This window comes from Ectothiorhodospira sp. 9100 (assembly GCF_022227565.1).
GTDB classification, from domain to species: Bacteria; Pseudomonadota; Gammaproteobacteria; order Ectothiorhodospirales; family Ectothiorhodospiraceae; genus Ectothiorhodospira; species Ectothiorhodospira marina.
In genome coordinates this window covers 1-26,905 of record NZ_JAJNAN010000041.1, presented here as the reverse complement: position 1 = coordinate 26,905, position 26,905 = coordinate 1, and the positions used below count along the sequence as shown (strand labels likewise).

The window sequence follows — 26,905 nt, the reverse complement described above, 5'->3', positions numbered from 1 at the left end:
GCCGCACTCCTCCAGTGAATATGGAGTTGCCGCCTCCTGAAAAGGGTGTTTCTCATTCCTATACTCTGGAAAACTTTCGCTCTAGCTCACGGGTCAGCGCCTGCGCGGAACCGGGCATGAGTTCCCCAAGATGGCGAAGAGTCTGTGGATCAATGCGGCCATCATCTCTTCGCTTGACGGTCCTCCTTTTTTTACCTGGAGAGAACATTTCTAAACGGTCGACTACTGCGGCAGGCACGATCAGCCCAGGTAAAAGATCACTGACCGTAGAAGGCTCCGCAATTACGTACTGGCTTGCCGGCCACAGGTCATCCGAATCTCGGGTGAGGATGCTTGCCGCAGTGTGCAGGTCGCATACCGCGGAGACAACAACGCGCCCGCCGAGGAACAATTCGCCCACACGCACGGAGACGACGAAAACCTGATCGCCTGGTTTTACCCCAACCTGCGCGAAGCGTTCGCCGCCCAAATAGTCGAGCCTCAGCCAGCCCGAGCGAATTTTCTTCGTCCACTCGCTCCCGGCCCACTGGTAGATAAAGCTTCTTGCGTCACTCATTGTGGCATCTCTATCCCTCTCGATACGAAACGACCTTGGAGAAGCTTGGCGATGGCTCTAAGGGCCTGCTCACGGGCGGCATCGAGCTTGTCCGGGTCGACCTTGACGGATAGTTTCGCGCGCGGCTTGCTACCTATGAAGTAGGCGATACGCTCGGCGTTTGCCCCGGACGGGTGGGGCAAGCCGCGTAAAACCTGCTGAGCATCAATCGATCCCCTGTTCGCCAAATGATCAATGGCCCCAGCGACTGAATCCCCAAGCGGGACAATCAGCGGTCGCTCAAGCTGCGCCAGTTCCTCCGGCAGCCAGCGCTCAAGTTCAGCAAGCAGCCGCGAGTCGCGCGTCATCGCCGGCTGCCGACCGGAGTAGTTCGTTCCATCGACCAGCACCGGGTACTTTAACGCCGACGTAAAGTGAACCAGATCCATGTGCGTGTCGAACAGGGATGCACAGGATGGAATCTCTAGCCAGTGCTGCACGCCGAGGCTGTCCAGTAGACGGATCAGATTCCCCCGCAAGGCACCGCTGAAGCTTCCATCTCCTTTGGCCTTGCGCAGCGCAGTCGCGAGATTGGCACCGTCGGCGAGTTCGCGGTGACAACTGCGGATCGCGTTCATGGCCTGCTGCACGCCGGGCGTGATGCCGACAAGTACCAGGCGGGCGTTTGGGTTCACGTAGTCGAACGGCGCGTAGAACACCTCCACGTTACCGCTTTGACTCATCATCAGTGAACGCGGTAGCTCGGAGGATGCGAGCGCGGCCGCAGAAAGATTGCGTAGAGCCGATTCGAAGCGTTTTGCCTGTTCCATTTTTTCAGCACTCTCGAAGGTTTGACCGGTTACTTCTGCTTGATCCGCATGTCGCGGAAGTACGTCGTGACAACTTTGTTGTTACTGCCGAGAACGACACAGGTGCCGAGCCACTTATCAAGTCCTGGCATAATTCCTCCGGCGTAAGCGTCGAGGTTGCGCCGCGCGCGGCGGTCGAAGTAATAGACGGTTCCGCCGTTTTGTTGTTTTTCACTGCCAAACTGCAGCAAGAGGTCCACGATCATCGGTGGGATTCCGCGCTGCTGGCTCCGTGTACGGGCATGCATCGTCATGTTGTTCATGGCGTTACCCCTGAACTCGTTGGGTCTCGACAAAGCCCCGGCGACCACGCAGCCAACGTAGCGCCTCCGTTGCTTCCACAACCACGCGGCTGCCATCCGCCACCGTCTTTAGTCGGTCGGAGGCGCTATCGAGGGTGGCATTGCGCACGGCGCGCTCCGCCATCCCAGCGAGCAGGGCCATTTCATGCAGGGTCAGGTGGGGCTCATAGGTGGTCTCGAAATTTCCCACATTGGTCCCTGTGTCCAGCTTCATCCTTGCTGACCCCTGATGCAGGACCCGCAGGCAAAGGACAGGCGCCGGGTTGTCGCCGCCACCGTAGGCAATGCCCATCATCTGCGAGGTGAAGTGAGCGGTGCCCTGCCAATAGCCTTCGACCTCGCCTTCAAAATGGAACTGACCGTCCACCGCATAACGGCGAAAGCCCAGAACGTTATGTACTCCCTCAAATCGGCTTAGATCCGGCAGGTTCTCCACGGTCGCCGCCTCATCGATGCCGTAGGCTTCAAGCACCTCGTCTCCCAGCACATAATTCGACAGCGTGTTCAGCAGCCCAGCGTAGGTTTCCCGAAGTTCGGCAAGTAGTGCGCGTTCGGTGACCGTACGCATGCGCATGTACTCGCGACGAATCGACTGTTCTTGTACGGAGCTACCGTCTTTTTGTGCCATTTGTGTTACCCCTGATGACATATCGCGAGGCAAGTATGGGCCCCCCGTCTTAATATGTCAACACGAGTGGCACATTTCTCGTCGGAAGCGAGCGCGGGCCGCTGGAGAGGGGTTCGGAGATTGGGAGCACCGTTTCAGTCGAGCTCTGGCTGGCCGCCAACTCGGGCGGCGCCACGTCTGCACGGCGGCTTGGAACCAATCGCGCCCCTACGGTGGGTGACATGGATGATGCCTTGTGGGACAGGCAACGATTCACCGTCCGGTAAGTGCTCAAGTCTGATGCCGTGCGGCCTGTGGTCCCGAACACTTGGGTGGCCGGTCAGGGCTGAGCCCGACCAATGGCTGTCTCTTGCCGACCCGAAGCGGGCATTTGATCTGCACTGGCGAATGGCCGCAAACCGCTCGCAAGCGGCAACCGGCTCCCACCGGAGGTCGCATTGATTAAGTGTTTGGCCTCCGCTACTGGCTCGCTCATATAGCCTCTGGGAGACAGACCCTCTGACTGGTGGAACACCTCAGCCTCGGCCTTACTGCAGCGCGTTCCCTACGAGGCCCTGGCTAGCCGCCTGCAGTTGCCGTATCCAATTGCCACCCAGCGACGCTCCCGGGCGCTTCGGCACCTTGGTCAAGCATGGACCCCAGCAGGATAGCGTGTAGCAGCAACTGATGTCCTACTCCGGACTGCGCTACCTCCCCATGTGCCGAGGGCACCTCAAGGATGTCGCTTCGCTGGGAGGCCGACCTCTATGGCCGGTACCGAGACGTCCGGGGATGTTACGCGCGGTTCACCGGTGTTTGATATCCTTGCCCAAGAAATGTGTCCGCGTTGGTCTGTACTGCCGCCGGCATTTCTCAATGGAAATTGGGCTGCACGTGGCTCCTTCCTCGACGTGGGGGGGGGGCGTATGGCTCCAGTAAGCTGAGGATAAAGTGTAATGACGGGTGAATCGTATACATTGGCGCGCAGCGTGTCGTGTCTGCCGGCGATGGTCTTTCAGTACCGAATGCACCCGGATGGGACCTGCCGCTATGAGTACGTCAACCCGGCCATTGAGGCGATCTTCGGCCTGACACCCGATCAGGCCCTGAATGATCCCATGACGGTGGTAGGGCGGATGCATCCCGACGATGCTTCCCAAGTGAGACACCATTACGGTCATCTGGCCGCCTCTCAAACTCCCCTCCGCTACCAGTACCGGGTCCACCATCCGAAACAAGGCCTGCTTTGGGTTGAGGAGTACGCCCAGCCCGAATCGTTACCCGATGGGTCGGTGCTCTGGCACGGGCAGATTGTTGATATCACGGAGTTCAAGGTAATGGGGTCCGAACTGTCCCTCAGCCGCGCACGCCTGCGGGAGGCCAGCGAGTTGGCTCAGTTGGGTCACTGGGAGATGGATCTGCGAACCAATGGTGTCTGGTGGTGCGAGACAACCTGCAACATGCTCGGCTGCAATCTGTGCGATTTTGAGCTCACGGCCGAGGAGCACTGGGGACGGGTTCATCCCGATGATCTGGATCGCGTGAAGGCAAACCACGAGGCGGCCCTGTGTGCCAGGCAACCCAACATCAAACCGATCGAATGCCGAATACGCAGGGATAATGGTGAGTTTATCTGGGCGACACACTGGGCTCGGATCCGTTTTGATGAGCTCGGTGAGCCTGTGCAGATTTTTGGTACGACACAGGATGTCTCGGAACGCAAGCGGCTCGAGCAGACCCTCATTGAGTCCAAGATGGCCGCAGACCGAGCGAATCAGTTCAAGTCGGATTTCGTTCTCGGAATGAGCCATGAGTTGCGTACCCCGCTGAACGCCGTGCTGGGTTTTGGCCAACTGCTCCAACACGATCCCGACCTGACGCCAGAGCAGGCCGCCAACCTCGAAGAGATTCAGAAGGCAGGCCAGCATCTGGTGGGGCTGATCGACGAGATCCTGGATCTGTCGAGGGTGGAATCGGGTCGTCTTGAGCTTTCGACCTCGACCGAAGATTGTGGGATGCTTGCGGAAGAATCCCTCAGCCTGGTCACGGCTTTGGCGGAAGAACGCCGCGTGAGGCTGGAGTTGGATGTGGGGGATGGTATTGCGGTCGATTGTGATCCCATCAGGCTGCGTCAGGTCATCGTCAACCTGTTGTCCAACGGCATTAAATACAATCGCCCCAATGGCGAGGTGAAACTCAGTGTGCGCCGGCAAGGCGACGGTGAACAAGAAAGTGTCCGTATTGATATCAAAGATACAGGAATCGGTATTCCGCAGGATCGGCTAGATGATGTTTTCCGCCCCTTTGAGCGACTGGGGCGAGAGCATGTGGAAGGCACGGGTATCGGCCTGGTCATCAGCAAGAAGCTGGTGGAAGCGATGGGCGGTACGCTGACCGTGGAAAGCCGCCAGGGGTCGGGCAGTCGATTTTCGATCATTATGCCTCTGGGAAATGGTGCTCACCCTCCCGTGTCAGTGATGCCATCGGTGACCATGAAAGCCAAAAAGGCCCGCGGGCTGGTTCTGCACATTGATGATAGTACGACCAACCTCAGGCTATTGCAGCGTGTGCTCTCGCGTTCGAACGGTGTGGACTACATGGGGTCTCCGACGGGTTCATTGGGGCTGGATCTGGCCATCGCCTACAAACCTCGCTTGATCTTCCTCGACCTTGAGCTCCCGGATATGCATGGTTTTGAGGTGCTTGAGCGACTCAGGTCCATGGCGGCAACGTGTCACATCCCTGTGGTGGGTTTGACGGCCCGAGCCTCGGCCAAAGATATATCCAAGGGGCTTGAGGCAGGCTTTGATCGTTACATCGGCATGCCCTTTGATATCGATGAGGTGATGAGTGCCATCCAAGCGTACATGGCCGATGATGAAAGGAGTCTCTCCTGAAGGATGTGCCGGGCACGGGGGCAGGGAAATCGGTAAATTGTGCATTTCGGCACTAGGGTTGGACGCGGTCCAGTGCACTCACATAGAGATGGTAGCGGGGATATCGGCACGGTTTGAGGTTTCACAGTAAACTTGGTCAAGCCCCACCGACTTTGGGAGATCTTTGACGATGGACGACGTTGATCGGCAAAGTGGGTTCGTGAAAGCCTCGCCACATGATCCATGTGGTGGAGGATCAGTCGAACCAGGAGACTCTCTTGTACGAACGTGAGCGTGACCAGAACGCCATGCAACGCCTGGTAAGTGAGGCAGCGGGAGATCTGCTGGCCGCAGGTGCGGACACTCTGGATGCGACCCTCGAACGGGTCTTGCATCGGGTGGGCGAGGCCTTGGGCATCGACTACGCGCACCTGTTCCAGGCCTCCAAGGATGGCACCAGAATGGAATTGAGCCATCACTGGTGTGCCCCGCAGGACCTGTTGCAAAGCAACGTACTGGAAGGGTTACCCAAGGACCGGTTTCCCTGGTGGTGGGATCAGATGGAGCGCAACACGTCGGTCATCATCTCGGACGTCTCTGCATGGCCCCGAGAGGCCGAGGAGGAACGCGTCCTGTTCGAATCCCGGGGCGTCCACAGCCTGTATGCATTCCCCATCTGCCGGGGTGGCAGAGTCCTGGGTTTCATTGGCTTTGAGCAGCTGCACAGCGCGCGTGCCTGTGACACACCAGTGCTGGAGCCGCTCGGCCTGCTGGCCGGTCTGATCGGCAGTGCGCTGGTACGCACTGCAGGCGAACGCGCCCTTCAGCAACAGCAGGACTTTACGCAGACGGTGCTCGACTCAGTGTCCGCCCATATCGCGGTTCTCGATCGTGAGGGTGTGATTGTGGCGGTCAATGAACCCTGGCGTCGCTTTGCGATGGCGAACGCGCCGGAAATGGCTGGGGCGGCTCCGCATGCCCATATCGGAATCAACTACCTGGATGTGTGCTGCCCGAGTCAGGATGGGCCCGCTGATCCCAATGACAGTGCACGCCGGGACGCCGAGTATGTGGCAGCGGGTATCGAGGCGGTGATGAGTGGGCGCGCTCCCAGCTTTGGTCTGGAGTATCCCTGTCATTCTCCAACCGAGGAACGCTGGTTTGAGATGACGGTGACGCCTCTATCACACAACGGCGGTGGCGTCGTGATCAACCACGTCAATATCACCGAGCGCAAACGGGCCGAGCTGGCCCTGGCCGAGCGGGAGCGACAGCTACTTCAGGCCCACACTCTCGCTTCGCTTGGTCACTGGACATTGGATTTAGCGACGGAAGAGCTCTTCTGGTCTGATGAGATTTATCGGATCTTCGGCCACAAACCCGGTCACTTCACCCCCACCGTGGATGGGTTTTATGCCAATGTGCACCCGGACGACCGGGCGCTGATCAAAGAGTATGAGCGACGGGTTAAGGTTGGCCACAAAGCCGATGTGGTGCACCGCATTGTGCGGTCCGATGGCCATATTTGCCACGTGCAGACGTTGGCGGAACGATTGTGTGATGCTACTGGTAAAGCGTTGCGACTGATCGGAACGGTGCAAGATGTCACCGAGCGCATCAAGTTCGAAGAGACGTTGATCGCCGCCCGCGAGGAGGCGGAGCGGGCCAACCAGGCCAAGTCCGAGTTCCTCTCCAGTATGAGCCACGAGTTGCGCACCCCAATGAACGCCATCCTCGGGTTCGGCCAGATCCTGGAATACGACGCCAGCCTGTCGGAGGCGCAACACGACGATGTCCACCAGATCCTCAAGGCGGGTGGTCACCTCATGGCATTGATCGACGAGGTCCTGGATCTGGCAAAGATCGATTCCGGTCAGATTGACCTGTCGCTGGAAACGGTGAAGGTCGACTGCGTGGTGGAGGAATGCCTGTCACTGGTGTCCAGCCTGGCCGAAGAGCGCTCGATCCAACTTTCCCATGAGGGAGGCGAGGGGCTTTCGGTACAGGCGGACCGCACCCGTCTCAAGCAGGCACTGCTCAACCTGCTCTCCAATGCCATCAAGTACAACCGCGTGGACGGTCGTGTGAGTCTGGACGTGCAGGCGATCGAACACCACCGACTCCGCATCCGGGTCGCAGATACGGGGTACGGCATCCCGTCGGAGCGCCTATCGGAGTTGTTCGAACCGTTCAATCGACTGGGCGCCGAGACCAGCGGGATTGACGGCACCGGCATCGGCCTGACTCTGACCCGGCGCATCATCGAGTTGATGGGCGGCAGCGTGGAGTTGGAGAGCGAGGTCGGGGTCGGCAGCACCTTCTGGATTGAACTGCCGCAGGGAGAAGCGCGTGACAGCGGGAGCGAGCCAGAGGCCTCAAGGCTAGCATCGGTGACCATCGATTCCACCGTAGATGCGCCGGTGAAGGTACTGTGCATCGAGGACAACCCTGCCAATATCAAGCTGATGGAGCAGATCCTGAGCCGGGTGGCGCACGTTCATCTCATCACCGCACATACCCCGGAGCTGGGGCTTGAGTTGGCGCGCTCGCGCCGACCCGCGTTGATCCTGCTGGATATCAATCTGCCCGGCATGGATGGCTACAGTGTGCTGGAAACCCTGCGTGCCGAGGGCGGGTTGAAGGACACCCCGGTGATTGCCATTACGGCTCGTGCGATGCCGCGAGACGTTGAGCGGGGCAGGGCGGCGGGGTTTTTCGATTACCTGACCAAGCCGCTGGATGTGGAGCGGTTTCTGGATGTCATGAGGCGCTGCCTTGCCGGGGATACGGCACGAACCGGGGGAACCACGGGCGGGGATACCTCTTCGTCATCGACGACGAACCCACGAATCTGAAACTGCTTTTACACTCTAAAGTTTGTGGGAGTGGTTGGGAATACTGGCAATTGTTGCCGTAATTGCTCCAGTTCAGCAGGAGACGATTGCCGCTCACGACCCGCTGGCGACGCTGACGTTGTGGTGTTGGGGGACATGGGCGAGCACTTCAGCGTCGACACGCTGAACGAAGCCTTCCGCACACTTATGGATGGTGCCGATCTGTGGGTGATGGGAATGAACCGCTACTTTCAGGAGTCAGGCGGGCTGTCACTGGATTTGGGGCCTTTCGTCCGCGCGCTGGAGTATGCCGCTGAGGTGGAGGCGAAAAACTTCGGGAAACCGGATAAGCGCATTTTCCACACCGCGATCGCGGGCCTCGACCTGCCGCCGGAGCAGGTGCTGATGGTTGGTGACGATTATGCCGGCGACATTGATGGGGCACGCTCCGTCGGACTGACGGCCTGCCTGGTGCGGACCGGGAAGTACCGCGCCGGAGACGAGGATCGTGTCTCCCGCTCCGGCGCGGGGCTAGCCGAAGACCTTCGGAACATTGTCCGGGGAATTCTTCAGGCCGATTGACCGATACGACGGTCAGGCGGCTTGTTTCTGCTCGAACCAGTCCTGGGTGCCGCCCTCATAGTCGAAGACGTTGGTGAAGCTGGTATCGTCGAGCTTCGCCGCGGCCTTTCGGGAGGCATCGCAGTCGAAGTTGGCGCAATAGACCACGATCTTCCGATCCTTGCCTCCGGCGATCCGGTCCACCTGCTCGGTAAAATCATCGGACCCCACGGGGATGTTGATCGAAGTCCGAATGTGCTGTTTCTTGAAGGCTTCGCGGGGAAGCACGTTGATGAGGACGAAGTCCTCATGTTTTTCTTCGTTCATCTGCTTGAGTTGTTCGCGATCTATCGTTTTCATGTTGGAACCCCTCGCGTTTTGGCACAGGGCCGGTACATTGCACCGCGTGCGGCGTCCCTTCCGCATTGCCTTGGCTTTACGACCGCTACAGCAACGGTCGGTAGGCCATGATGGGTCAAGCGGCGTCGGCAATACGCTCTGCGGCCCGTTCAGCGGCGGCCTCGTCTCCATGCCGGCGGATATCACCCACCGTGATGATGCCCACGAGGCGCTTGGATTCCGGGCTGTCCAGGACCACCAGCCGATACACTTGTTGCTCTGCCATGCTTTTCGCCGCAGCGTCCAGTTCGTCATTGCCAAAGCAGTACAGAACCTTTTCACTCATGGCCTCCTGGACCGGAGTGGCCGATGGATCCTTGCCCTCGGCAAGACACCGAATCACCATATCGCGGTCGGTCGTGACGCCAATCAACCGGTCTTGATTGGCATCGGTGATGGGCAGGAAGCCCGCACCGATCTCCTGCATCTTCCTGGCGGCTTCCATGATCGAAGATCCAGCGGTGATGGTATCGACACTCTTTGTCATGGCGTCGGCAATTTTCATGACTGCCTCCCGTTTTTCGATGACTTCACCCCTTGGGACAGTCATGAGCACATGAGTTCCTGGGGCGGGGTGGTGATCCCCGGTGGAACACAACCGGATATGCCGTTGGAAAGAAGCGCACGGTTGATCATATGCTCATGAGCACTACACTCGACGGAAAGTCGAGCGTGCGTCATCTTCGGGGCTAAGCTGGTATGACCTTGATCGACCGCGCCGGCAGCTGGGTTCTTGTACAAGGAGAAATGGCTTATGAGTGAGCACAAAGGGCGTCGCCCCAAACCAGAAGAGATCAAAAGGATCGAGCGAATCTACGACACGGACTATGAAGTCGGTCAGGACAACATCAAGGCCATGGGAATGGACATTCACAACCCTGTGTTTGTTATCAGCTCGACGTTGATCCTTGTGTTTGTTGTCATGTCCATGATCCTCCCCGAGGTGTCGAAAGAGGTTCTGGAGTCGACTCGGGTCTGGATAGGGGAGCAGTTCGACTGGCTGTTTCTCACGGCCGGCAACCTGTTCGTGCTGTTTTGTCTGGCCCTCATCATTTTACCGGTGGGCAAGGTCCGGCTGGGAGGCCAGGATGCCAAGCCCGAGTTTGGCTATCTGTCATGGTTCTCTATGTTGTTCGCCGCTGGCATGGGGATCGGCCTGATGTTCTGGGCGGTTGCCGAGCCGGTGGGTTACTTCACGGAATGGTTCGGTACGCCGCTGAATGTGGGCGGCGGTGATGCAACGGCTTCCCTGGGTGCCACCATGTACCACTGGGGCCTGCATCCCTGGGCGATTTACGGTGTCGTGGCCTTGTCGCTGGCCTTTTTCGCCTACAACAAGGGTATGCCGCTGACCATTCGCTCGACGTTCTATCCGCTGCTCGGTGATCGGGTCTGGGGCTGGTTTGGCCACGTTATCGATACACTGGCCGTTCTGGCCACGTTGTTCGGTCTGGCGACCTCGCTGGGTCTGGGGGCGCAACAGGCCGCCAGCGGCATGGCATTCCTGTTCGGCGTTGACGGTGGTCTGATGACGCAGATTGCGATTATCATCGGGGTGACCGCGATTGCGGTGATCTCGGTGGTCCGGGGCATTCATGGCGGTGTTCGCCTGCTGAGTAACATCAACATGTTGGTCGCCCTAGCACTGCTGATTTTCGTCATGATCGCCGGGGGCCTGATTGCCTTCGTCGCCAATGCGGGCACGACTGTCTGGGGCTACGTCCAGTACATACTGCCGTTGGGCAATCCGGTCGGCCGTGAGGACACCACTTTCTATCATTCCTGGACCATCTTCTTCTGGGCCTGGTGGATTTCCTGGAGCCCGTTCGTCGGCATGTTCATCGCCCGTGTTTCGAAGGGTCGTACCGTGCGCGAGTTCATGACTGCTGTTCTGATATTGCCGATGCTCGTGACGGTGGTGTGGATGAGCGCCTTTGGTGGTGGCGGCATTGATCAGGTCAGGGAAGGTGTGGGCCAACTGGCCGATGGCATCGGCGACTCCTCGCTGGCCCTGTTCCAGATGCTCAATGAGATGCCGTTCACGGGTATCACATCCTTCCTGGCCATCGTGCTGGTCCTCGTGTTCTTCATCACATCCTCGGATTCCGGCTCGTTGGTCATCGATAGTATCACCTCGGGAGGCAAGCTGGACGCGCCTACGCCACAGCGCATCTTCTGGGCTGTAATCGAGGGCCTGGTAGCCGGCATGCTGCTCGCCATCGGCGGCGATGCGGCCCTCAATGCGCTACAGGCCGGAGCGATCAGCACCGGCCTGCCATTCACCGTTGTGCTGCTGTTCATGTGTGTGAGCCTGGGCATAGCGCTTTATCAGGAGTTGAAACTGATCAAGCATGGCTATGCCTGACCGGTGATCCACTCAATGCACCGGGAAGCGGCCCCAGTACCGAAAGGTTTCGGGGCCGCTTCCCCCGCCGGAAAATGCACGCCTCGGCTGCCGTCATGGGGCCTGGCGTTCAATCGACGGTATGACCACCGGATCGCCAGCGCCAGACCGCCTTCTCCGCCTCGACCAGCAGGTACACAATGGCCGCGCCGGCGATGATGATGCCCCAGTGGTGCCAGGCCAGTGCACCGCTGCCGAACAGCACCTGCATGGGCGGGGTGTAGATCCAGGCCAGTTGCAGGAACACCACCAGCATGGCAAAGATCAGGGCCGGCTTGAGTTCGAAAGGATTCTTCAGGCGCGCGCTTCCATCCTGAGAGGTGGTTTGGCCGCTCCAATACTAGAACAGGGCAGGCCCCGAGCTAGTTGACGACCGTCATGGCCACCAGCGGCCACACCAGGGTGGTCGCGAGGGTCCAGCTGAAGACATTGCTGATGATCAGCACTCGCGGAAACATGGTCGCGCACGCGACGAGAATACCTGCTACCAGGATGTTCTCAGAGCCCTCACCCGTGCGCGCAAGTCGGGAAAAATTGACGGTCGCCGCAGTGGAAGAGGCGAGTCCGCCGAGGAGCCCGGTCGCCATGATGCCGCGACGCGTGCCGACAAGCTTCGTCGCACAATAGCCAACGAAGGAGATCCCGGCGATCAGGACGACCACCTGAATCCGTGGCCAACCCCGTCTGCGGGACCGGAAGCCGACCATGGTTGGGAAGCAATCCCGCGAAGGACGCTGTGACCGGTGGCCAACCAGCGTTCAGGGTACCTGAAGGCGTTCATCCATGAAATTTGAGCCCATCCAAGCAGAGCATGGTGGCGATTCCCGAGGTGCATTCCACGGGTATCCACGCCGCCTGGGTTCCAGCTGTGCGAGAGGGCTTGGGATGTGAATCGCCTTATCCGTCTATCCGGACGCGCAGGTCTTGAGCTGCGTGAGTACACGCTTGAAGGCGGCGAAGCCGGGACAATGGGCGTCAAAACGTAGCCGTACCTGGCGGGTATGGTGAACCAGTTGTGCCGCAACTCCTGAAACACCGTGCGGATGCGGCGGCGCTTGGCGGGTGATGGCGCACGGGTGAGTCATTGCCGATCAGACCCTTCAGGCCGATCCAGCGCAGGACGTTGTAGACGAAAGTGCCCGCTGTCATGACCAGGGTGTTGGTGTCGAACTTGCCGGAGGGCAGGCGCTCCAGGTCCATGTCGGTCTTGAACTCGGAATGGAATTGCTCGCAGGTAGCATGGCCGCGATACAGCCCTTGCGGTCAATGGTGCGCTCCACCACGCGCATGACGCGTCGGAAGGTGTACTCCTGCCCTTGCCAACTCCGGGTTTCGTTGACGCTGAAGGTGGCGATCCGCTTACCCTCGCGGGGCGTTTCCCACTTGACCTTGCTCGCCTCCAGGCCATCCGCATGCGCCAGCCAGTCCGCCGCCGACGCCTGTCGGGGGTCCACTTGATGATGAAGTCAATGCCTTCGGCTTGCGCGCGCACTCGGTTTTCCAGGGCATCATGGGCACTGTCTAGGCGCATCAGAATGGGGCGTTCAGTGAGGCTGCGCGCCGCTGGCAGCACGCGATCCAGCACGAACCCAAAGCCGTTCTGATTGTTCTCGGATCCTGGCTTGAGCTCGGTGGCCAGACACCAGCCCTCTTCACCCAGATACGCCGGCATCACGCCGTAGCCGTCAAAGCCCAATAGGTGTAGCCCACACCTTCCTTGTGGGTGCCCGAGTTATCCTGGGCAAACAGATCCAGATCCAGCGCCACATGGCCGCAGGACAACGGTGTCACCGGCACCTTCGCCTGCTGAAGGAAGGTCAGGTTGGCCCGATCCAGGGCGCGGGCATAATCCATGGCCGAGGCATCCATGCTCTGACGCAATCGCGCTGCCGACAGCCCGCGCTTCAAGCCCATGCAGGACAGAAAGAAGGGATCCTTGCGCACCCCCTCGGCGGCTTCAAAGTCGCTCTTGCCCAGGGTCAGCAGCCCCAGGTAGGTGCTGAGCACCTGACCATGGTCGGTGCCCCGGTAAGATCCCATCGACTTCACCGCCTGATCCAGGCGGGATGCCGCAATCGCCTCGCCAATCAGGGCCAGCCCCGCATGGGCGGTGAGAATCCGGCGCGGCGACTGCTCAAGGCGAGGTTTTTTGAGGGGCATCTGGGTTCACCCAACTGGTGCAACGGGAAGCCCCGATTTTCTCATTTATCTTGTTGTTTTTGAGGGCTAATCATGAAATTTGGCGAGATTTCGTCACGGATTCAGGGACCATCCACCAGATGCGATAGAGGTTCAGGGACTCCCAGGGTCCGTAGCCCTGGTTCGAGAGCAATGGGAGGGAGAGGTGGTGCCATGAGATCGGGGCCCACCAGGTCGCTGATGGGGGTGTCGAGGATGTGACCGAGCTCGTCGCGGTTTTCCGGGGTCAGTTCTGGATCTATTACCACGATGTCGGATTGCCATCTGATCGGGGCTGCGTACTCCATGATAAAGTGTGATCAGTCGGTGTAGATCCCACTGCCATGCCGGTGCGGGTAGACCCAGTTGGTGCCATGAGGGCTGGAGCCATGTTCGAACGAGCACCTCAGGGAATTGATTCTGTCGAGTCCCTGTTGCTTGACCTTTCAGGTGTGCTGTATGTGGGGGACGAAGCCGTTCCCGGGGCGCGGGAAGCGGTGGAGATGGCTCGCAGCGCGGGACTTCCCCTGCGGCTGATCACGAATACGACGCGGCAGCCGCGCAGGCGCATCCTGGATCGGCTGCGTACACTTGGGTTCGACTTCCCGGACGAGGCGCTCACCACCGCCCCGAGCGCGATCCGTGCAGAACTTCAGCGACAGGGACGAGCAGCCCGATTCTTCGTGCACCCGGATCTCAGGGCTGAGTTTGCGGATTGCGACTCCGCGGCTGGCGACGCTGAGGTTGTGGTGCTGGGCGATATGGGCGAGCATTTCAGCGTCGAAACGCTGAACAATGCCTTCCGCACGCTCATGGACGGCGCAGAACTGTGGGCCATGGGTATGAACCGATACTTTCAGGAGCCCACCGGGCTGTCGCTGGATCTGGGACCTTTCGTCCGCGCACTGGAATATGCCGCTGAGGTGGAGGCAAAAAACTTCGGGAAGCCCGACAAGCGGCTTTTCCATGCAGCCATCGCGGGCCTCGAACTGCCACCGGAGCGGGTACTCATGGTGGGTGACGATTATGCCGGTGATATTGATGGGGCACGCTCCGCCGGACTGGCGGCCTGCCTGGTGCGGACCGGGAAGTACCGCGCCGGAGACGAGGATCGTGTCTCCTGCTCCGGCGCGGGTCTGGCAGAAAGCCTTCAGAACATTGTCCAAGGGGTGCTTCAGGCCGATTGACCCGCACGATACTCAGGCGGCTTTTTTCTGCTCGAAGCAGTCCTGGTGCCGCCCTCATAGTCGAGGACATCAGTGAAGCCGGTATTGTCGAGCTTCGCCGCGGCCTTGCGGGAGGCGTCGCAGTCGAAGTTGGCGCAATAGACCACGATCTTGCGATCCTTGCCCCCGGCGACGCGACCCACCTGCTGTTACGTCCCACCCTATCAGAGGCCTCCCATCACGCCCTCTCTGAGGCGAAATAAAGAGCTCGCCTCGCATGAGCCTCACCAACACATGGGAATAACCTGTCCGGTCCAGAGCGGTTTGGAGTCACTGGTCAGTGCAGAGCAAATGCCCGGTTCGGGCCGACAGCCGATACCAACCTTTTGCACTCAGGTTAAACCTGCAGTGCAGGTGGCATATTGGGGCCCAAAAGTTCCAGCACCTGGGCGCGATCGAAGGATCTCCGCCGCTGGACAACCCGGGCAAGTGGGTGGACATTATGACGCGTGAACCCGCATGCGTTGCAGGAGTTGATTGCTGATCTCGCCGAGGCGTTCGCTCTACCCGGCGTGGCCGCTGGTGTGTGGCACGCCGGGAAGGAAAGCATTGCTTACCACGGGGTGACGAGCATCGAGAACCCGTTACCGGTTGATGAACACACACTGTTCCAGGCGGGTTCCATTGGCAAGACATTGACCGCCACGGCGGTGGTCAGGTTGGCCGAGGCCGGTGTTTGAGCAGGATTAAGTGCCGTCGTCACAGCCAACCACGCTGCATGTGAAACTCGTGAGCGGCCAGGTGGATCGTTACGTGTTCGTGGACGGGCCCTGCCGGGCGTCATCGGCTATTTTGTCCCTGGTGGTGGGAACTTGCACCCGGTCAGCAGCCCTACGATCCCGGCGAGCAGGCGGACCTGGTGGCCTATCTGCGCAGCGCGCTGGATCTTCATGGTGGTGATGAGACTGAATCACACTGTGTGCGATAGGCCGGCTCGCCAAACCCAGAGCCCCTGTCGTAGCCATGACAAGCACTCAGTTCCTGCACGTCGCCGGCTACGTGAACCTCAACGACACCCATTACACGGCCCAGGCGAGCCTCAACCGGCGAATTGCCGCCGTATCGATCATGCGCTGAGTCCAGGGCTTGTGCCAATGATGTGCTGTGGCTATCCTCTCGCGCGAATGGTGCCCGGCATGAGTCGGGAGAATAGGGAAACCGGTGCGGAGGCCTCCTCCTAATCCGGTGCTGCCCCCGCAACTGTAAGCGGAGAGTGCCCTCCATCGCCACCGGACCAGCCCCCTTGGGGACGGCCGGGAAGGCGGAGGGTGCTGCGACCCGCGAGCCAGGAGACCTGCCATCCATTGATAGCCGCCAGACCGGACGGGGTGTCCGGCGGAGGGATCGCCAATGGCGACATGTCCCAGCCTCGGGCTGTGGGGCATTTCCTTTCGAAAAAGCGCACTCCACCGGGACGGCCCTGACATTCCGCGCCGCACGCCCTTCATTGGTGTGCTGCCGTGTTTACCAACCGAAAGGCCGATCATGACCCGATTCTCCCGCGCCGCCGCGATCCTCGCGCCCACGCTTGCCCTGGCACCCGCCGCCGCCACGGCCGAAACGCTCACCCTGTTCGTTTCAGGTCAGGATCTCGCAACCGAAGGGTTCAACGCCCCGCAACTGACGAAAGACGGCTGGCAGCTCAGCTTCTCGCGTGTGATCGCCACCGTCGACCATGTGACCGCCTGGCGCACGGATCCGCCGTTCGCGGCAGACGGCCCCGGGATCACCGGCGATGCGCTGGAAATGGTTGGTCCCTTTACCGTTGACCTGGTCGCTGCCGATGACAAGGACCGTGTCGAGGTGGCCACCGTGGACGCCGAACAAGGGTTTTACAACGCACTTTCCTGGACGTTGGCGCCAGCGCCGGAGGGCGAGTTTGAGGGATTTTCACTGGTCTTCGAGGGCACGGCCACCCGCGATGGGGAGGAGGTGGACTTCACCCTGGCCACCCGTGATGCAATCGCCCATGCCTGCGGCGAATACGTGGGCGACGAACGCAAGGGCTTTGTCACGACTGGCGAGGGTTCCGACCTGGAGATCACGCTGCACCTGGACCATTTGTTCGGCCGCGCAGACTGGGCTGCTGATGATCCCACCAACCTTGAGGCACTGGGTTTCGACGCCTTTGCTGAAGGCGGGATGCAGGAGTTCTCGCTGAATGGTCTGCATGTTGGTCATGTGGGCGAGGGACATTGCCATGACGGCCCACTCTAACGGGGTTGCCACGGCGATGGCGGGGCTCCTGGCCCTTGCGCCGCTGACTGCGCTGGGTCATGCCGCGTTGCTCGATGCCGAGGCAGCCACGGCCATCCGTCTGCACGCCCAATACGATACCGGCGAGCCCATGGCCGAGGCGCAGGTCATCATCTACGCCCCCGACAATCCCACCCGCGCCTGGCGCCAGGGTACGACCGACGCCGAGGGGCGCTATCTCTTCGCTCCCGACCTGGAGGTGCCCGGCCGCTGGACGGTGCAGGTGCGCCAGGCCGGGCACGGGGCCGTTGCCCATGTGGAGGTGGGCCCTTCAGGCGCTGATGGAGATGCCGATGCCCCTGTTCTCGCTTTCACAGGCGGGTACGCTGAGACCGGGCCGCTGCAGCAAGTGGTGATGGTGGCGCTGGTGGCCTGGGGTGCGTTGGGCACGGGGCTTTACTTCTGGCGCCGGAGGCGTGGCGATGCATCTGCCTGACGGATTGCTGCCGGTGGGCATGGTCGTCGGCGGCTATATCGGCAGCGCCGCGCTTCTGGGTTTCAGTCTCACCCGGATTGCGCGCCTGCCCGATCCGGGCGCGGCCATGCCGAGGGCAGCGATGCTGACCGCAGTGTTTTTCGCTGTTTCATCCCTCGCGGTGCCGGTGCCGCCAACGACGGTGCATCCGATGCTGGCGGGGCTGATGGGCGTGCTCCTGGGCTGGTACGCGGTACCGGCGATCCTGGTAGGCCTGTTCCTGCAGGCGGTCCTGTTCGGCCATGGCGGGCTGACCACGCTGGGGCTGAACGGGTTGATCCTTGCGCCGGCCGCGCTGATCGCCTGGGGGGTCTGGCGGGCCCTGGAACCACGGGCGTCCACCTTCGCGGCGGTGATTGCCGGCAGCGGTGGGGTGGTGCTGTCTCTGGCGGTCTTCGCCGTTTTCGTGCTGTGGGGACTCCCTGCCGAGGTGGATGCTGCGGCGGAGCGGGCTGCGCTGGCCGTTTTCCTGCTTGCCCATCTGCCACTGGTGCTGGCCGAAGGGGTGCTTGTCGCGGTCGTGCTGCGCGTGCTTGCCAGGGTGGAACCGGGACTTCTGCCCCGTGCCTGACGGCGATGCCCTGGTGGGGCCGGACCAGGCGGGTCTGCTGCCGGACGATCCGCGCGCGCGGCTGGCGATGGCGCTGCTCCTCGCCTTCGGCTTCGCCGCGGTGGAGCAGGTGATGACCGTCCCGCTGTTGCTCGTGCTGGCGCTGGCGCTGGCGCTCGCTTCGGGGCAGCCCTGGCGTGTACTGCGGGGGCTGCGGGCGCCGCTCGTGCTGGCAGGCGCCTTCCTGCTGGTGTTCCCCCTCGTGGCCGGGCCGACGGTGCTGTGGCAGGCTGGCCCGCTGCGCCTGCATGCCGAAGGTCTTCAGGTCGGTCTCCTGGTCGCTGGCCGGCTGCTGGCGATCGTGACCGTGACGCTGGCGCTTCTTTCCACACTCCCACCGCACAGGCTGGCAGCCGGGCTTCGTGGCCTCAAGGTGCCGGCTGTGCTTGCCGACCTGCTGCTGCTGACGCTGCGCTACCTTGAGCAGGTCCGGAGCGAGATCCTGCGCGCCCGCCTGGCGGGGCGATTACGCGGCGAGCGGCCGGGCTGGCGCAACCTGCCGGGGCATGGTCTGATACTGGCCGCCGCGCTGATCCGCGGCCAGCGGCGGGCCGAGACCCTTTGGGCGGCGATGCGGCTTCGGGGCCACTCGGGCGGCCTCGCGGCACCGTTGGCCCCGATGGTGGCGCGCGACCGGGTCGGGATCATGCTGGCCGCGGGACTTGCCATGCTGGTGCTGCTGGTGGACCGGGTCGGATGACGGCGCGGGTGCAGGCGCAGGGGTTGTCGGTGGCCTGGCCCGGCCAGGTGCCGCTGCTCACGGCCCTCGATATCGCGTTGGCGCCGGGCGAGCGGGTGGGGCTGGTGGGTCCCAATGGTTCGGGCAAGTCGAGCCTGTTCCTGACGCTGGCGGGCGTGCTGCCGGTGGCGGCGGGCGTGCTGGAAATCGATGACGCGCCGGTTCGTCCTGGCGCCTTCAACCCCGCCGTCGGCCTCGTCTTCCAGCAGGCCGAGGATCAGCTCTTCTGCCCCACCCTGGCCGAGGACGTGGCGTTTGGCCCGCGCAACCTGGGCCTGACGGGCGCGGCACTGGAGGCGCGGGTGGCCGAGGCCCTCTCGGTCTGTGGACTTACCGATCTGGCGTCGCGCCCCGTTCACCACCTCTCGGGCGGCGAGAAACGGCGCGCCTGTATCGCTGGCGTGCTGGCTTTGCAGCCACGGCTGATGCTTCTGGATGAGCCTTCCGCCGCGCTTGACCTGCGCAGCCGCCGTCGACTGATCACGCTGCTGTCCGGCATGGAGCAGACGCTCATGGTGGCGAGCCACGATCTTGAAATGATCCTCGATCTCTGCCCCCGGGTGATCCTGATCGATGATGGCCGCATACGCTCCGATGGCCCGAGCGCAGCGATCCTCGGCGATCAAGCCCTGATGGAAACGCATGGCCAGGAGGTGCCAGCAAGCCTGCGCGCCAGAATCCGGGCAAGATCGGAAACAATGATCGCTCGGCCGTCGTAGGTTCCCCGATTCGACTGCCGTTCGGGAATCGCTCGGAACAATGCACCTGTGTCTTCGTCTGCGCCCGCCGACAGACTCAGTGCCTGGGCACCTCGCTCAGCAAGGCTTCAAGCGTCTCTGCTTCCAGGATGGCATCAGCCCAGGTTTCCAGTTGCTCGGTATCGGCCTGGTCGAGTCGGGTTTGCGCCCATGCGGGGATCGTGCCGTACTTCTTGACGATCTGCCTGGCCAGCATGCGACGAGTGCCTTGCTCACGCCCTTGTCCAAGGCCCCGTTCAAGGCCTTCTTCAAGGCCCTCCTGGCGCCAGAGTTCCTCTCCATTGTAGAGCACGGGCAGGACAGGCGACAGCTTGCCACTGGGTGTCAGTTTGTTCTGGCGGGTCAGATCCTGGTAGAGCAGTCCCACATAAAAAGTCCAGGGACGAGGCGGACGGTCGGCAGCCCGTTATCCTCGGGGCTGTGCAGGTTTTGACGGATTCATGGACAATGCCGCCAATGGACGGCAGCCGCTGCATTGCCCATCTCGACATGGATGCGTTCTACGCGTCCGTGGAACTGCTGCGCTATCCGCAACTGCGGGGGCAGCCCCTTGTGGTGGGTGGGCGCCGTGTCATGGCGCCAACGGTTGGCGACGAGGGTGTCCTTCAGTTCACCCATCTGCGTGACTACCGTGGCCGGGGCGTGGTGACCACCGCGACCTACGAGGCGCGTGCCCGGGGCGTGCGTTCCGGCATGGGCCTGATGACCGCCGCCCGGCTCGCACCGGATGCGGTTCTGCTACCTGCTGATTTCACGGCCTACCGGCACTACTCGATGCGCTTCAAGGTGGCGGTTGCCTCCCTTGCACCGAGGATTGAGGACCGTGGGATCGACGAGATCTACATCGACCTGACCTCCCACGGCAGCGACCCTGAGCCATTCGCCCGCCGGATCAAGGAGGCGGTGCACGCGGCGACGGGATTGTCCTGCTCGATCGGCATCGCGCCCAACAAGCTGCTGGCGAAGATGGCTTCGGAGTTCGACAAGCCGGACGGTCTCACGCACGTGGGTCCGGCGGATCTGGTGGACCGCATATGGCCGTTGAAGGCCAGCAAGATCAACGGAATCGGGCCCAGGAGCACAGAGCGGTTGGCGTGCCTGAATATTCATACCGTTGGTGATCTCGCCCGGGCAGATCTCGGGCTTTTGCAGGAACACTTCGGACCCCGATATGCCGCCTGGCTGCATGACGCGGCGCACGGACGTGATGATCGGCCGGTGGTTACGGAGGCCGAGCGCAAGTCGGTCAGCCGCGAGACCACCTTCGAGCGCGATCTGCATCCGAGGCAGGACCGTGCCGAACTCACCGGGATCCTGGTGGCGCTATGTGAACGGGTGGCCGCTGATCTGCAGGCGCTGGGCATGCGTGGACGGACCGTGGGCATCAAGCTGCGCTATGGGGATTTTCGCACGCTGACCCGGGACCACACGCTGCGCGTGCCCATTGATGCGCCGGCGGACCTGCTGGCCGCCAGCCGGGAGTGCCTGCGCCGGGCGCCCATGGATCGGCCTTTGCGGCTGCTGGGCGTGCGCGTGAGCACCCTGGTGCCGGTTGCCGATGTCGCTGAAGACCCGGGGCTCTGGGAGCAGGGCGAGTTGGCCTTCGACGAGTGAAACTGCTGGCGTTTGGCGAGGCTGGGGACGTGGCGCCAGGGTGGATACCTGCAGTCGACCCAGAGCGGGCACCTATAGACCTGTCACGAACGACCCCTTATCGACCTTCTACTGCCCCCGGGGACATCCTCTCTATGCCAGGTTCCTTGAGGAATGATGCTGCTCGTGATTAAGCTGCGCGTGGTTCAAGAACGCCCTGTATCGAAAGTTGCCGAGAGAACCAGGAACTTCTCCATTTCCTCGGCAGGCAAGGGACGGCTATACAGATAACCTTGGCCCTGTACGCAGCCATGATCGAGCAGGAAGTCCCGCTGCACGGTGTTTTCAATGCCCTCAGCGATGACCTTCATACCCAGGGTCTCGCCCAATCCGATGATGGCCCGGATGATGGCGGCATCCTCGGGATGATTGGCGGGGTCTTCCTCCATCTCGGAGACGAAGGATTGGTCGATCTTGATGGCGTGCACCGGCAGACGCTTGAGATAGTTGAGCGAGGAATAGGCAGTGCCGAAATCATCAATGGAGACACGGATACCATGATCGTTGAGTTCGGTCAGCGTGCGTATGGTCTGTTCAATGGAACTCATTGCCGCGCTTTCGGTGATTTCGATTTCCAGATCGTTCGCCTCCAGGCCGGTATCGGCCAGCATCCCCAGAATGCGTTCAACCACGTCGGGCTCACGCAGCTCCCGTGCCGACAGGTTCACCGCCACAGTCACGGTTGGCACGTTCCGGGCCTTCCAGGCGCGAATCTGTTCGCAGGCCTGTCGCAGCACCTCCGGCCCCAGTGAGAGAATGAAGCCGGTCTCCTCCGCCAGGGGAATGAAGCGACCTGGCGAGATCATGCCCCATTGGGGGTGACGCCAGCGCACCAGGGCTTCCAGGCTGAGCATGCGCCCGCTGGCCAGGTCCACCCGGGGCTGATAGACGAGATGGAATTCGTCTCTCTCCAGTGCCTGGCGCATGGACTGATCCAGTTCCATGCGTTCCTGTAGCGCCGCATCCATCTCCGGGGTGTAGAAATGATAGCAGCGTCGACCCTCGGCCTTGGCGCGATACATGGCGGCATCGGCATGACGTATCAAGTCTTCCGGGCGGTCACTGTCGCCGGGATAGACGGAAATACCGATACTCACGGTCACGGACATCTGATGACTCGATAAGAAGATCGGTTGGCTCAAGACCTGCTGAATTTTCTCAAGCACGAGAATGGTGTACTCCGCATGAGATAGGTTGGGCAGGAGCAGGATGAATGAGTCCCCGCTGAAGCGGGCTACAGTTTGCCCCTCGCACAGCAGGCTGCGCAGGCGATGCGCCACCTGGATCAGCAGTTGGTCCCCCAGGGCATGACCCAGAGAATCGTTGACCACCTTGAACTCATCCAGGTCGATTAGCATCACGGCCAGGGTATGTTCATCGTGACGGGCCTGGGCTATCGCCTGCCCAATCCGGTCCAGCATGACGCCGCGATTGGGCAGGCCCGTCAATGGATCGTGGAAGGCAAGATATTCCAGACGCTCGTTCAGGGCGCGCTTGTCGGAGATGTCCTCCGCCAGCTTGATGTAGTGAGTGACTTCACCTCGTCCATTGCGGATCGGTGAGATCCGTGCCTGCTCCCAGTAAGGCTCGCCCGAGCGGGTGCGATTGTTGAATTCGCCCTCCCAGGTGTCACCATTGCGGATGGTTTCCCAGAGTTTTGGGTATTTTGCGGTATTCTTGCCGCCATATCGCAGCATCCCGGGGCGCCGCCCCATCACCTCGTCCTTAGAGAAGCCGGTAATGTCGCAGAAGCGCTGATTCACGTACTGGATCACCCCGTCGGTGTCCGTGAGCATCGCGACACTGGGACTTTGCTCCACCGCGTAGGCCAGTCGCTCGCTTTGCTCCTCGACCAGTTTGCGCTCGGTCACATCCAGGCTGGAACCCAGGATCTTGCTGAGGCGTCTGTCCGCGCCATAGACGGGGGAGGCCTGATACAGGATCCATCGCCACCCACCGGCCTGATGACGCATGCGCATCTCGATACGAAATCGCCCCTTGGGCTGACATGTGTACTGTTCGAACGTCCGAAGGGTCTCATGCCGGTCATCGGGATGGATCAATGATCGCCAGGCCTCCATATCATTGTCCAGTTCATGCTCCTGGTAGCCGAGTTGCGCTTTGAGTTCACGCGAGAAAAAGACATCTCCACTTGGCCGCCATTCGAAGAGGCCCACGTTGCCTCCCTGGACCGCTTCCCAGAGTCTCTCCTGTTCCTGGAGTCGCGCCAGCATGTCCATATCCATGCAGTACAGGTGCGGTTCTCCATCTGCATGTGGCACGACCACATGGCATGAAAGCACTTTCACCGGGTGTCCCTCCCGATGACGCAGAATCAGCGTTTCCGATGCGGGCAGGCTGTCTCCCCGACGTATCCACCGCATCCGCTCGTAAAAGACATCAAGATCCTGCGGTGGGATGATGAGGTCCGCCAGGTTGCTGCCCAGTGCCTCTTGGGCAGTGTAGCCATACAGGCGCTCACTGGCGGGATTCCAGTAGATCACCGTTCCATCCAGTCGATATCCCTGGATCGCGATATCCGGCACGGTGTCCAGCAATTGGATCAGAGCTGTGTCATAGCCACGCTGCACCGTATTTATCTCACGACGTGCGGTGATGTCCCGATGCGTCCCCCGATGCCCGCGATAGCGACCCGATTCGTCCCAGACGACTCGGCAGTGGTGCTCGATCCAGCGAATCCTTCCAGAACGTGTCATGATGCGAAAATGCAGTAGTGCAGGAGTATGCTGGCTACCTGCGCTCAGGTGTTCATGATATAAATTCCGATCATCCGGGTGGATGATTCTGAACATCAGTTCCGGGTCATCAATGAAATCCTGAGCGGGATATCCAGTGATCACTTCGCAAGCGGGCGACACGTATAGGAATTGCTTGTCCTCGCTGCTCCAATAATCCCAGTCCGGGGAGAATTGAGTGAGCACACGATAACGTTCTTGCTCTTCGGATAGTCGGCAGGGCAACTCTGCGATGGTCTGTCGCTGTCCCCTGGTTGAGGTCTGATTCACCACTGTGCACATGAATCCTGTGGATTCCCCGTCGGCACCTGAGAGATGGATGAGCCTGAGGTCCGCAATCACTCCCTGTCCGTCACTGCCTTGCAGGGGGATCCCACATCGTTCTGCCGCTCCGTCGCGGGCGGCTTCCTCCAGGGCTTTGCGCAAATCAGATTCATGCTCAGGGCCTGCAAGGTGTGAAAAATGCCGCCGATCCGTGGACATTAGCGCCTGCGCAGCGCCATTGGTATCGGATGCTTCACCTTGATGGTTGAGCGCGAGGATGGAGTATGGGGGCCACTCATTGACGCTCTGCTTATCATGCGCAGCTAGATCACCTTGGATCCTCTCATGGTGCGCTCTTGCAGGTTTTTTGTCCTCTTCCATGTGAGTCATTCAATCGCAGTTCTTGACATATCGCAAGGACGAGCCTGCACACTTGTCTAAAATTTCGACACCCTACCAATAAACATGTAGCTCTTCCATTTCACGGTACGTTCGGGTGGCAGACGGAGGTGAAAGCCAGTCGGACGGTGTAAGTCCTTCGCAAAGCGAACATGTGTCAGACTCGCCAGTGGTCATGGCGTTTGATAATGTGCCTCATGCCTCCGGTCTGGGAGGGGGTATGGCCCTGGAGGAGTTCAAGTGTTTTTTCAACGATTCCGATTGACGCCCAAGCTGCTGATTCTGTTTGGTATCCCCATGGTGCTGGCGCTGGTTGTGGTGGCCCTCATTGTCATCGCTCAGGTTAACCACCGGGTGGTGGGTTTGATGCACGACACGGCTCAGAATCGGGCCAGCGCGGGCTCAGATAGCGTGGGATGGTGGCTGGAGTCGCACATGGGGGTGGTGCGCACCCTGGCGCAGACACCGGTGCTGGCTTCAGGCAATACCGACAGCATCTCGGGCGTCCTTCAGCACTTTGGTCAGCGCATGAGCGATGAATACGAGGTGCTGTTCTTCGCCGACGTCGATGGCGAGGCCTACTACCACAATGAACACCGCTCCAACCTGGCCGATCGGGGCTATTTCCAGCGTATCGTCCGGGATCAGACGGACGTGTCCGTGGTCACCGATCCTGTCTACTCGCGCAGCACCGGGAACCCCATCACCGTCCTTGCCCATGCTGTGGAAAATGCGCAAGGCGAAGTGCTGGGCGTGCTGGCCGCCACGGTGACCCTGGACACCCTGTCCCGCATTGTTGTGCAGGTCATCGACCAACCCGGGGCCGTGGCCTGGGTTCTGGATTCTGGCGGCATGACCATCGCCCACCCGGATACCCGGCGACTCATGTCGGAAAATGCCCTTGATGTGGCCAATCAGGAGTATGTCGCCATTGCCCAGCGCATGGTGGCCGGTGACCAGGGCATTGGGGAGTACGTGGATGATCAGGGACGCGCGTTCAATGTGGCGTACCAGCCCATTCCCGATACGCCGGGCTGGTCCCTGGCGGTCGCCATCCCAACGGACCATTTGCTGGCGACTGCGCGCGAGCTGCGGACAACGCTGATCGTCGTCTTCGGGATGACCCTCTTGTTGCTGGCCGGGATCATCATTTGGGTGGCCCGCATGATCGTGCGCCCGGTGCGTGAAACACGCCAGGCGCTGGACGATATTGCTGCCGGGGATGGTGATCTCACCCAGCGGCTCAATGAGGATCGCCATGACGAATTCGGGGATCTGGCACGCAGTTTCAATACCTTTGTCGATGGTGTTCACACTCTCGTGAGGCAAGTCTCGGAGGCCGCCAGTCAGTTGTCGGCGGCAGCCGAGCAATTGTCCGTGTCCAGCCGGCAGGCCAGTGAACAGGTTCAACAGCAGCAATCCGAGACCGAGCAGGTGGCGACCGCGATGACACAAATGGCGGCCACCGTGACCCAGGTGGCCGGTAACGCCAGCCAGGCCGCCGATGCTGCTGCCGAATCGGACCGCGCTGCCCATTCGGGTGCCGAGGTGGTGCAACTCACCTCACGGGAGGTGGGCGAGCTGGCCGAAGAGGTGCAGAGCGCGGTGTCCGTGATCAACCGCCTGCAGGGCGATGCCGAGAGCATTGGGACGGTGCTGGAGGTGATCCGTGGCATTGCCGAGCAGACGAACCTGCTGGCGCTCAATGCCGCCATCGAGGCTGCACGTGCCGGGGAGGCAGGTCGCGGGTTTGCGGTGGTGGCCGACGAGGTGCGCACGCTGGCCACCCGCACGCAGAGTTCCACCCAGGAGATCCGGGGCATCATCGAGAAACTGCAGGGTGCTGCCAATGATGCGGTGAAGGTCATGGATGCCGGGCATGCCAAGGCCACCGATGGTGTGTCTTCTGCTGAACGGGCCGCCAGGGCCCTGGAGGACATCACCCAAAGCATCAGCACCATCAATGACATGAACACCCAGATTGCCAGTGCCGCAGAGGAGCAGTCAGCCGTAGCAGAGGATGTGCACCGCTCGTTGACGCGAATCAGCAGCGGCGTGGAACAGGCTGCCAGCGGTTCCACGCAGATTGCCGCGGCCAGCGATGAGCTGGCGCGGCTGGCGGCTGATCTTCAAATGCGGGTAGGACGTTTCAAGGTATGACTTTTGGGGCGTGCCTGAGGTTCCTACGCCTGCCCGGGATTTTA

General features: G+C 61.2%; 23 protein-coding genes, 2 pseudogenes and 1 riboswitch. Of the genes and pseudogenes, 13 read left to right on the top strand and 12 right to left on the bottom strand.

All coding sequences use genetic code 11. The features are described 5' to 3' along the window. Positions 1–58: 58 nt before the first annotated feature. Genes LPW29_RS11865 through LPW29_RS11850 form a run of 4 tightly spaced genes read right to left on the bottom strand, consistent with a single transcriptional unit; the run spans position 59 to position 2,334 of the window. Positions 59–556, bottom strand: a complete 498-nt coding sequence (locus LPW29_RS11865) for a hypothetical protein (protein WP_238628181.1) — start codon at positions 554–556, stop codon at positions 59–61. Then, positions 553–1,365, bottom strand: a complete 813-nt coding sequence (locus tag LPW29_RS11860) for a uracil-DNA glycosylase family protein (RefSeq protein ID WP_238628180.1) — start codon at positions 1,363–1,365, stop codon at positions 553–555. The genes LPW29_RS11865 and LPW29_RS11860 overlap by 4 nt, the downstream gene beginning before the upstream one ends. Positions 1,366–1,394: 29 nt before the next feature. Next, positions 1,395–1,667, bottom strand: a complete 273-nt coding sequence (locus LPW29_RS11855) for a hypothetical protein (protein ID WP_238628179.1) — start codon at positions 1,665–1,667, stop codon at positions 1,395–1,397. A gap of 4 nt (positions 1,668–1,671) precedes the next feature. Beyond that, entirely contained in the window at positions 1,672–2,334 is a 663-nt protein-coding gene (locus tag LPW29_RS11850) for a hypothetical protein (protein WP_238628178.1), read from the bottom strand. 935 nt (positions 2,335–3,269) lie between these two features. Here LPW29_RS11850 and LPW29_RS11845 point away from each other — a divergent pair. From LPW29_RS11845 to LPW29_RS11835, 3 genes and pseudogenes are all read left to right on the top strand, one after another. Continuing rightward, on the top strand, positions 3,270–5,210 hold the full coding sequence (locus LPW29_RS11845; RefSeq protein ID WP_338018694.1) for an ATP-binding protein: 1,941 nt from the start codon (positions 3,270–3,272) through the stop codon (positions 5,208–5,210). Between the two features lie 257 nt (positions 5,211–5,467). Then, positions 5,468–8,044: an ATP-binding protein gene (locus LPW29_RS11840; RefSeq protein WP_238628177.1), complete on the top strand. Its 2,577-nt coding sequence runs from the start codon at positions 5,468–5,470 to the stop codon at positions 8,042–8,044. Positions 8,045–8,143: 99 nt separating this feature from the next. Next, positions 8,144–8,605 (top strand): annotated as a pseudogene (locus LPW29_RS11835) (HAD-IA family hydrolase); the annotation flags it as partial. A 12-nt stretch (positions 8,606–8,617) separates the two neighbouring features. Here LPW29_RS11835 and LPW29_RS11830 read toward each other — a convergent pair. Then, positions 8,618–8,944: a rhodanese-like domain-containing protein gene (locus tag LPW29_RS11830; RefSeq protein WP_238628176.1), complete on the bottom strand. Its 327-nt coding sequence runs from the start codon at positions 8,942–8,944 to the stop codon at positions 8,618–8,620. Positions 8,945–9,059: 115 nt separating this feature from the next. Further along, on the bottom strand, positions 9,060–9,488 hold the full coding sequence (locus LPW29_RS11825) for a CBS domain-containing protein (RefSeq protein ID WP_238628175.1): 429 nt from the start codon (positions 9,486–9,488) through the stop codon (positions 9,060–9,062). 249 nt (positions 9,489–9,737) lie between these two features. Between LPW29_RS11825 and LPW29_RS11820 the strand changes: the two genes are divergently transcribed. After that, positions 9,738–11,348 carry a BCCT family transporter gene (locus tag LPW29_RS11820; protein WP_238628174.1) on the top strand — a complete coding sequence of 537 codons (1,611 nt, stop codon included), beginning with the start codon at positions 9,738–9,740 and terminating at the stop codon, positions 11,346–11,348. A 109-nt stretch (positions 11,349–11,457) separates the two neighbouring features. Here the strand turns inward: LPW29_RS11820 and LPW29_RS11815 are convergent, their stop codons facing one another. From LPW29_RS11815 to LPW29_RS15765, 3 genes and pseudogenes are all read right to left on the bottom strand, one after another. Beyond that, positions 11,458–11,685, bottom strand: a complete 228-nt coding sequence (locus LPW29_RS11815) for a cation transporting ATPase C-terminal domain-containing protein (RefSeq protein WP_338018695.1) — start codon at positions 11,683–11,685, stop codon at positions 11,458–11,460. 64 nt (positions 11,686–11,749) lie between these two features. Next, on the bottom strand, positions 11,750–12,049 hold the full coding sequence (locus tag LPW29_RS11810) for a DUF4010 domain-containing protein (RefSeq protein WP_238628172.1): 300 nt from the start codon (positions 12,047–12,049) through the stop codon (positions 11,750–11,752). 243 nt (positions 12,050–12,292) lie between these two features. After that, a pseudogene (locus LPW29_RS15765) lies at positions 12,293–13,547 on the bottom strand (IS1380 family transposase). Positions 13,548–13,954: 407 nt separating this feature from the next. On the opposite strand from LPW29_RS15765, the gene LPW29_RS11790 reads away from it, so the two are divergent. Next, positions 13,955–14,752 (top strand): TIGR01458 family HAD-type hydrolase, encoded by a 798-nt coding sequence (locus LPW29_RS11790; RefSeq protein ID WP_238628170.1) that lies wholly within the window; start codon positions 13,955–13,957, stop codon positions 14,750–14,752. On the opposite strand, the gene LPW29_RS11785 is transcribed toward LPW29_RS11790, so the two are convergent. Continuing rightward, positions 14,740–14,934: a rhodanese-like domain-containing protein gene (locus tag LPW29_RS11785; RefSeq protein WP_238628169.1), complete on the bottom strand. Its 195-nt coding sequence runs from the start codon at positions 14,932–14,934 to the stop codon at positions 14,740–14,742. The genes LPW29_RS11790 and LPW29_RS11785 overlap by 13 nt on opposite strands. Positions 14,935–15,240: 306 nt before the next feature. Here LPW29_RS11785 and LPW29_RS11780 point away from each other — a divergent pair, with 306 nt between their 5' ends. From LPW29_RS11780 to LPW29_RS11755, 6 genes are all read left to right on the top strand, one after another. Further along, positions 15,241–15,471 carry a serine hydrolase gene (locus tag LPW29_RS11780; protein WP_238628168.1) on the top strand — a complete coding sequence of 77 codons (231 nt, stop codon included), beginning with the start codon at positions 15,241–15,243 and terminating at the stop codon, positions 15,469–15,471. Positions 15,472–15,899: 428 nt separating this feature from the next. After that, positions 15,900–16,107, top strand: a riboswitch (cobalamin riboswitch). A 169-nt stretch (positions 16,108–16,276) separates the two neighbouring features. Further along, positions 16,277–17,008, top strand: coding sequence for a hypothetical protein (locus tag LPW29_RS11775; RefSeq protein WP_238628167.1), 732 nt, complete (start codon positions 16,277–16,279; stop codon positions 17,006–17,008). Then, on the top strand, positions 16,992–17,483 hold the full coding sequence (locus tag LPW29_RS11770; RefSeq protein WP_238628166.1) for a carboxypeptidase-like regulatory domain-containing protein: 492 nt from the start codon (positions 16,992–16,994) through the stop codon (positions 17,481–17,483). Before LPW29_RS11775 ends, LPW29_RS11770 begins: the two co-directional genes overlap by 17 nt. Next, positions 17,470–18,093 carry a cobalt transporter CbiM gene (cbiM, locus tag LPW29_RS11765; protein WP_238628165.1) on the top strand — a complete coding sequence of 208 codons (624 nt, stop codon included), beginning with the start codon at positions 17,470–17,472 and terminating at the stop codon, positions 18,091–18,093. The genes LPW29_RS11770 and cbiM overlap by 14 nt, the downstream gene beginning before the upstream one ends. Then, the gene (locus LPW29_RS11760; RefSeq protein ID WP_238628164.1) at positions 18,086–18,832 is read left to right on the top strand and encodes an energy-coupling factor transporter transmembrane component T family protein; all 747 of its coding nucleotides are present in this window, start codon (positions 18,086–18,088) and stop codon (positions 18,830–18,832) included. The genes cbiM and LPW29_RS11760 overlap by 8 nt, the downstream gene beginning before the upstream one ends. After that, the gene (locus tag LPW29_RS11755) at positions 18,829–19,590 is read left to right on the top strand and encodes an energy-coupling factor ABC transporter ATP-binding protein (RefSeq protein ID WP_238628163.1); all 762 of its coding nucleotides are present in this window, start codon (positions 18,829–18,831) and stop codon (positions 19,588–19,590) included. The genes LPW29_RS11760 and LPW29_RS11755 overlap by 4 nt, the downstream gene beginning before the upstream one ends. 76 nt (positions 19,591–19,666) lie before the next feature. Here LPW29_RS11755 and LPW29_RS11750 read toward each other — a convergent pair whose 3' ends face one another. Next, complete coding sequence (locus tag LPW29_RS11750) at positions 19,667–19,996, bottom strand: DUF4351 domain-containing protein (RefSeq protein ID WP_238628162.1); 330 nt, start codon at positions 19,994–19,996, stop codon at positions 19,667–19,669. Positions 19,997–20,085: 89 nt separating this feature from the next. Between LPW29_RS11750 and dinB the strand changes: the two genes are divergently transcribed. Further along, complete coding sequence (gene dinB, locus LPW29_RS11745; protein ID WP_238628161.1) at positions 20,086–21,243, top strand: DNA polymerase IV; 1,158 nt, start codon at positions 20,086–20,088, stop codon at positions 21,241–21,243. A 185-nt stretch (positions 21,244–21,428) separates the two neighbouring features. On the opposite strand, the gene LPW29_RS11740 is transcribed toward dinB, so the two are convergent. After that, entirely contained in the window at positions 21,429–24,308 is a 2,880-nt protein-coding gene (locus LPW29_RS11740; RefSeq protein WP_238628160.1) for a sensor domain-containing protein, read from the bottom strand. A gap of 633 nt (positions 24,309–24,941) precedes the next feature. Here LPW29_RS11740 and LPW29_RS11735 point away from each other — a divergent pair. After that, positions 24,942–26,861: a methyl-accepting chemotaxis protein gene (locus tag LPW29_RS11735; RefSeq protein ID WP_238628159.1), complete on the top strand. Its 1,920-nt coding sequence runs from the start codon at positions 24,942–24,944 to the stop codon at positions 26,859–26,861. Positions 26,862–26,905: the final 44 nt, after the last annotated feature.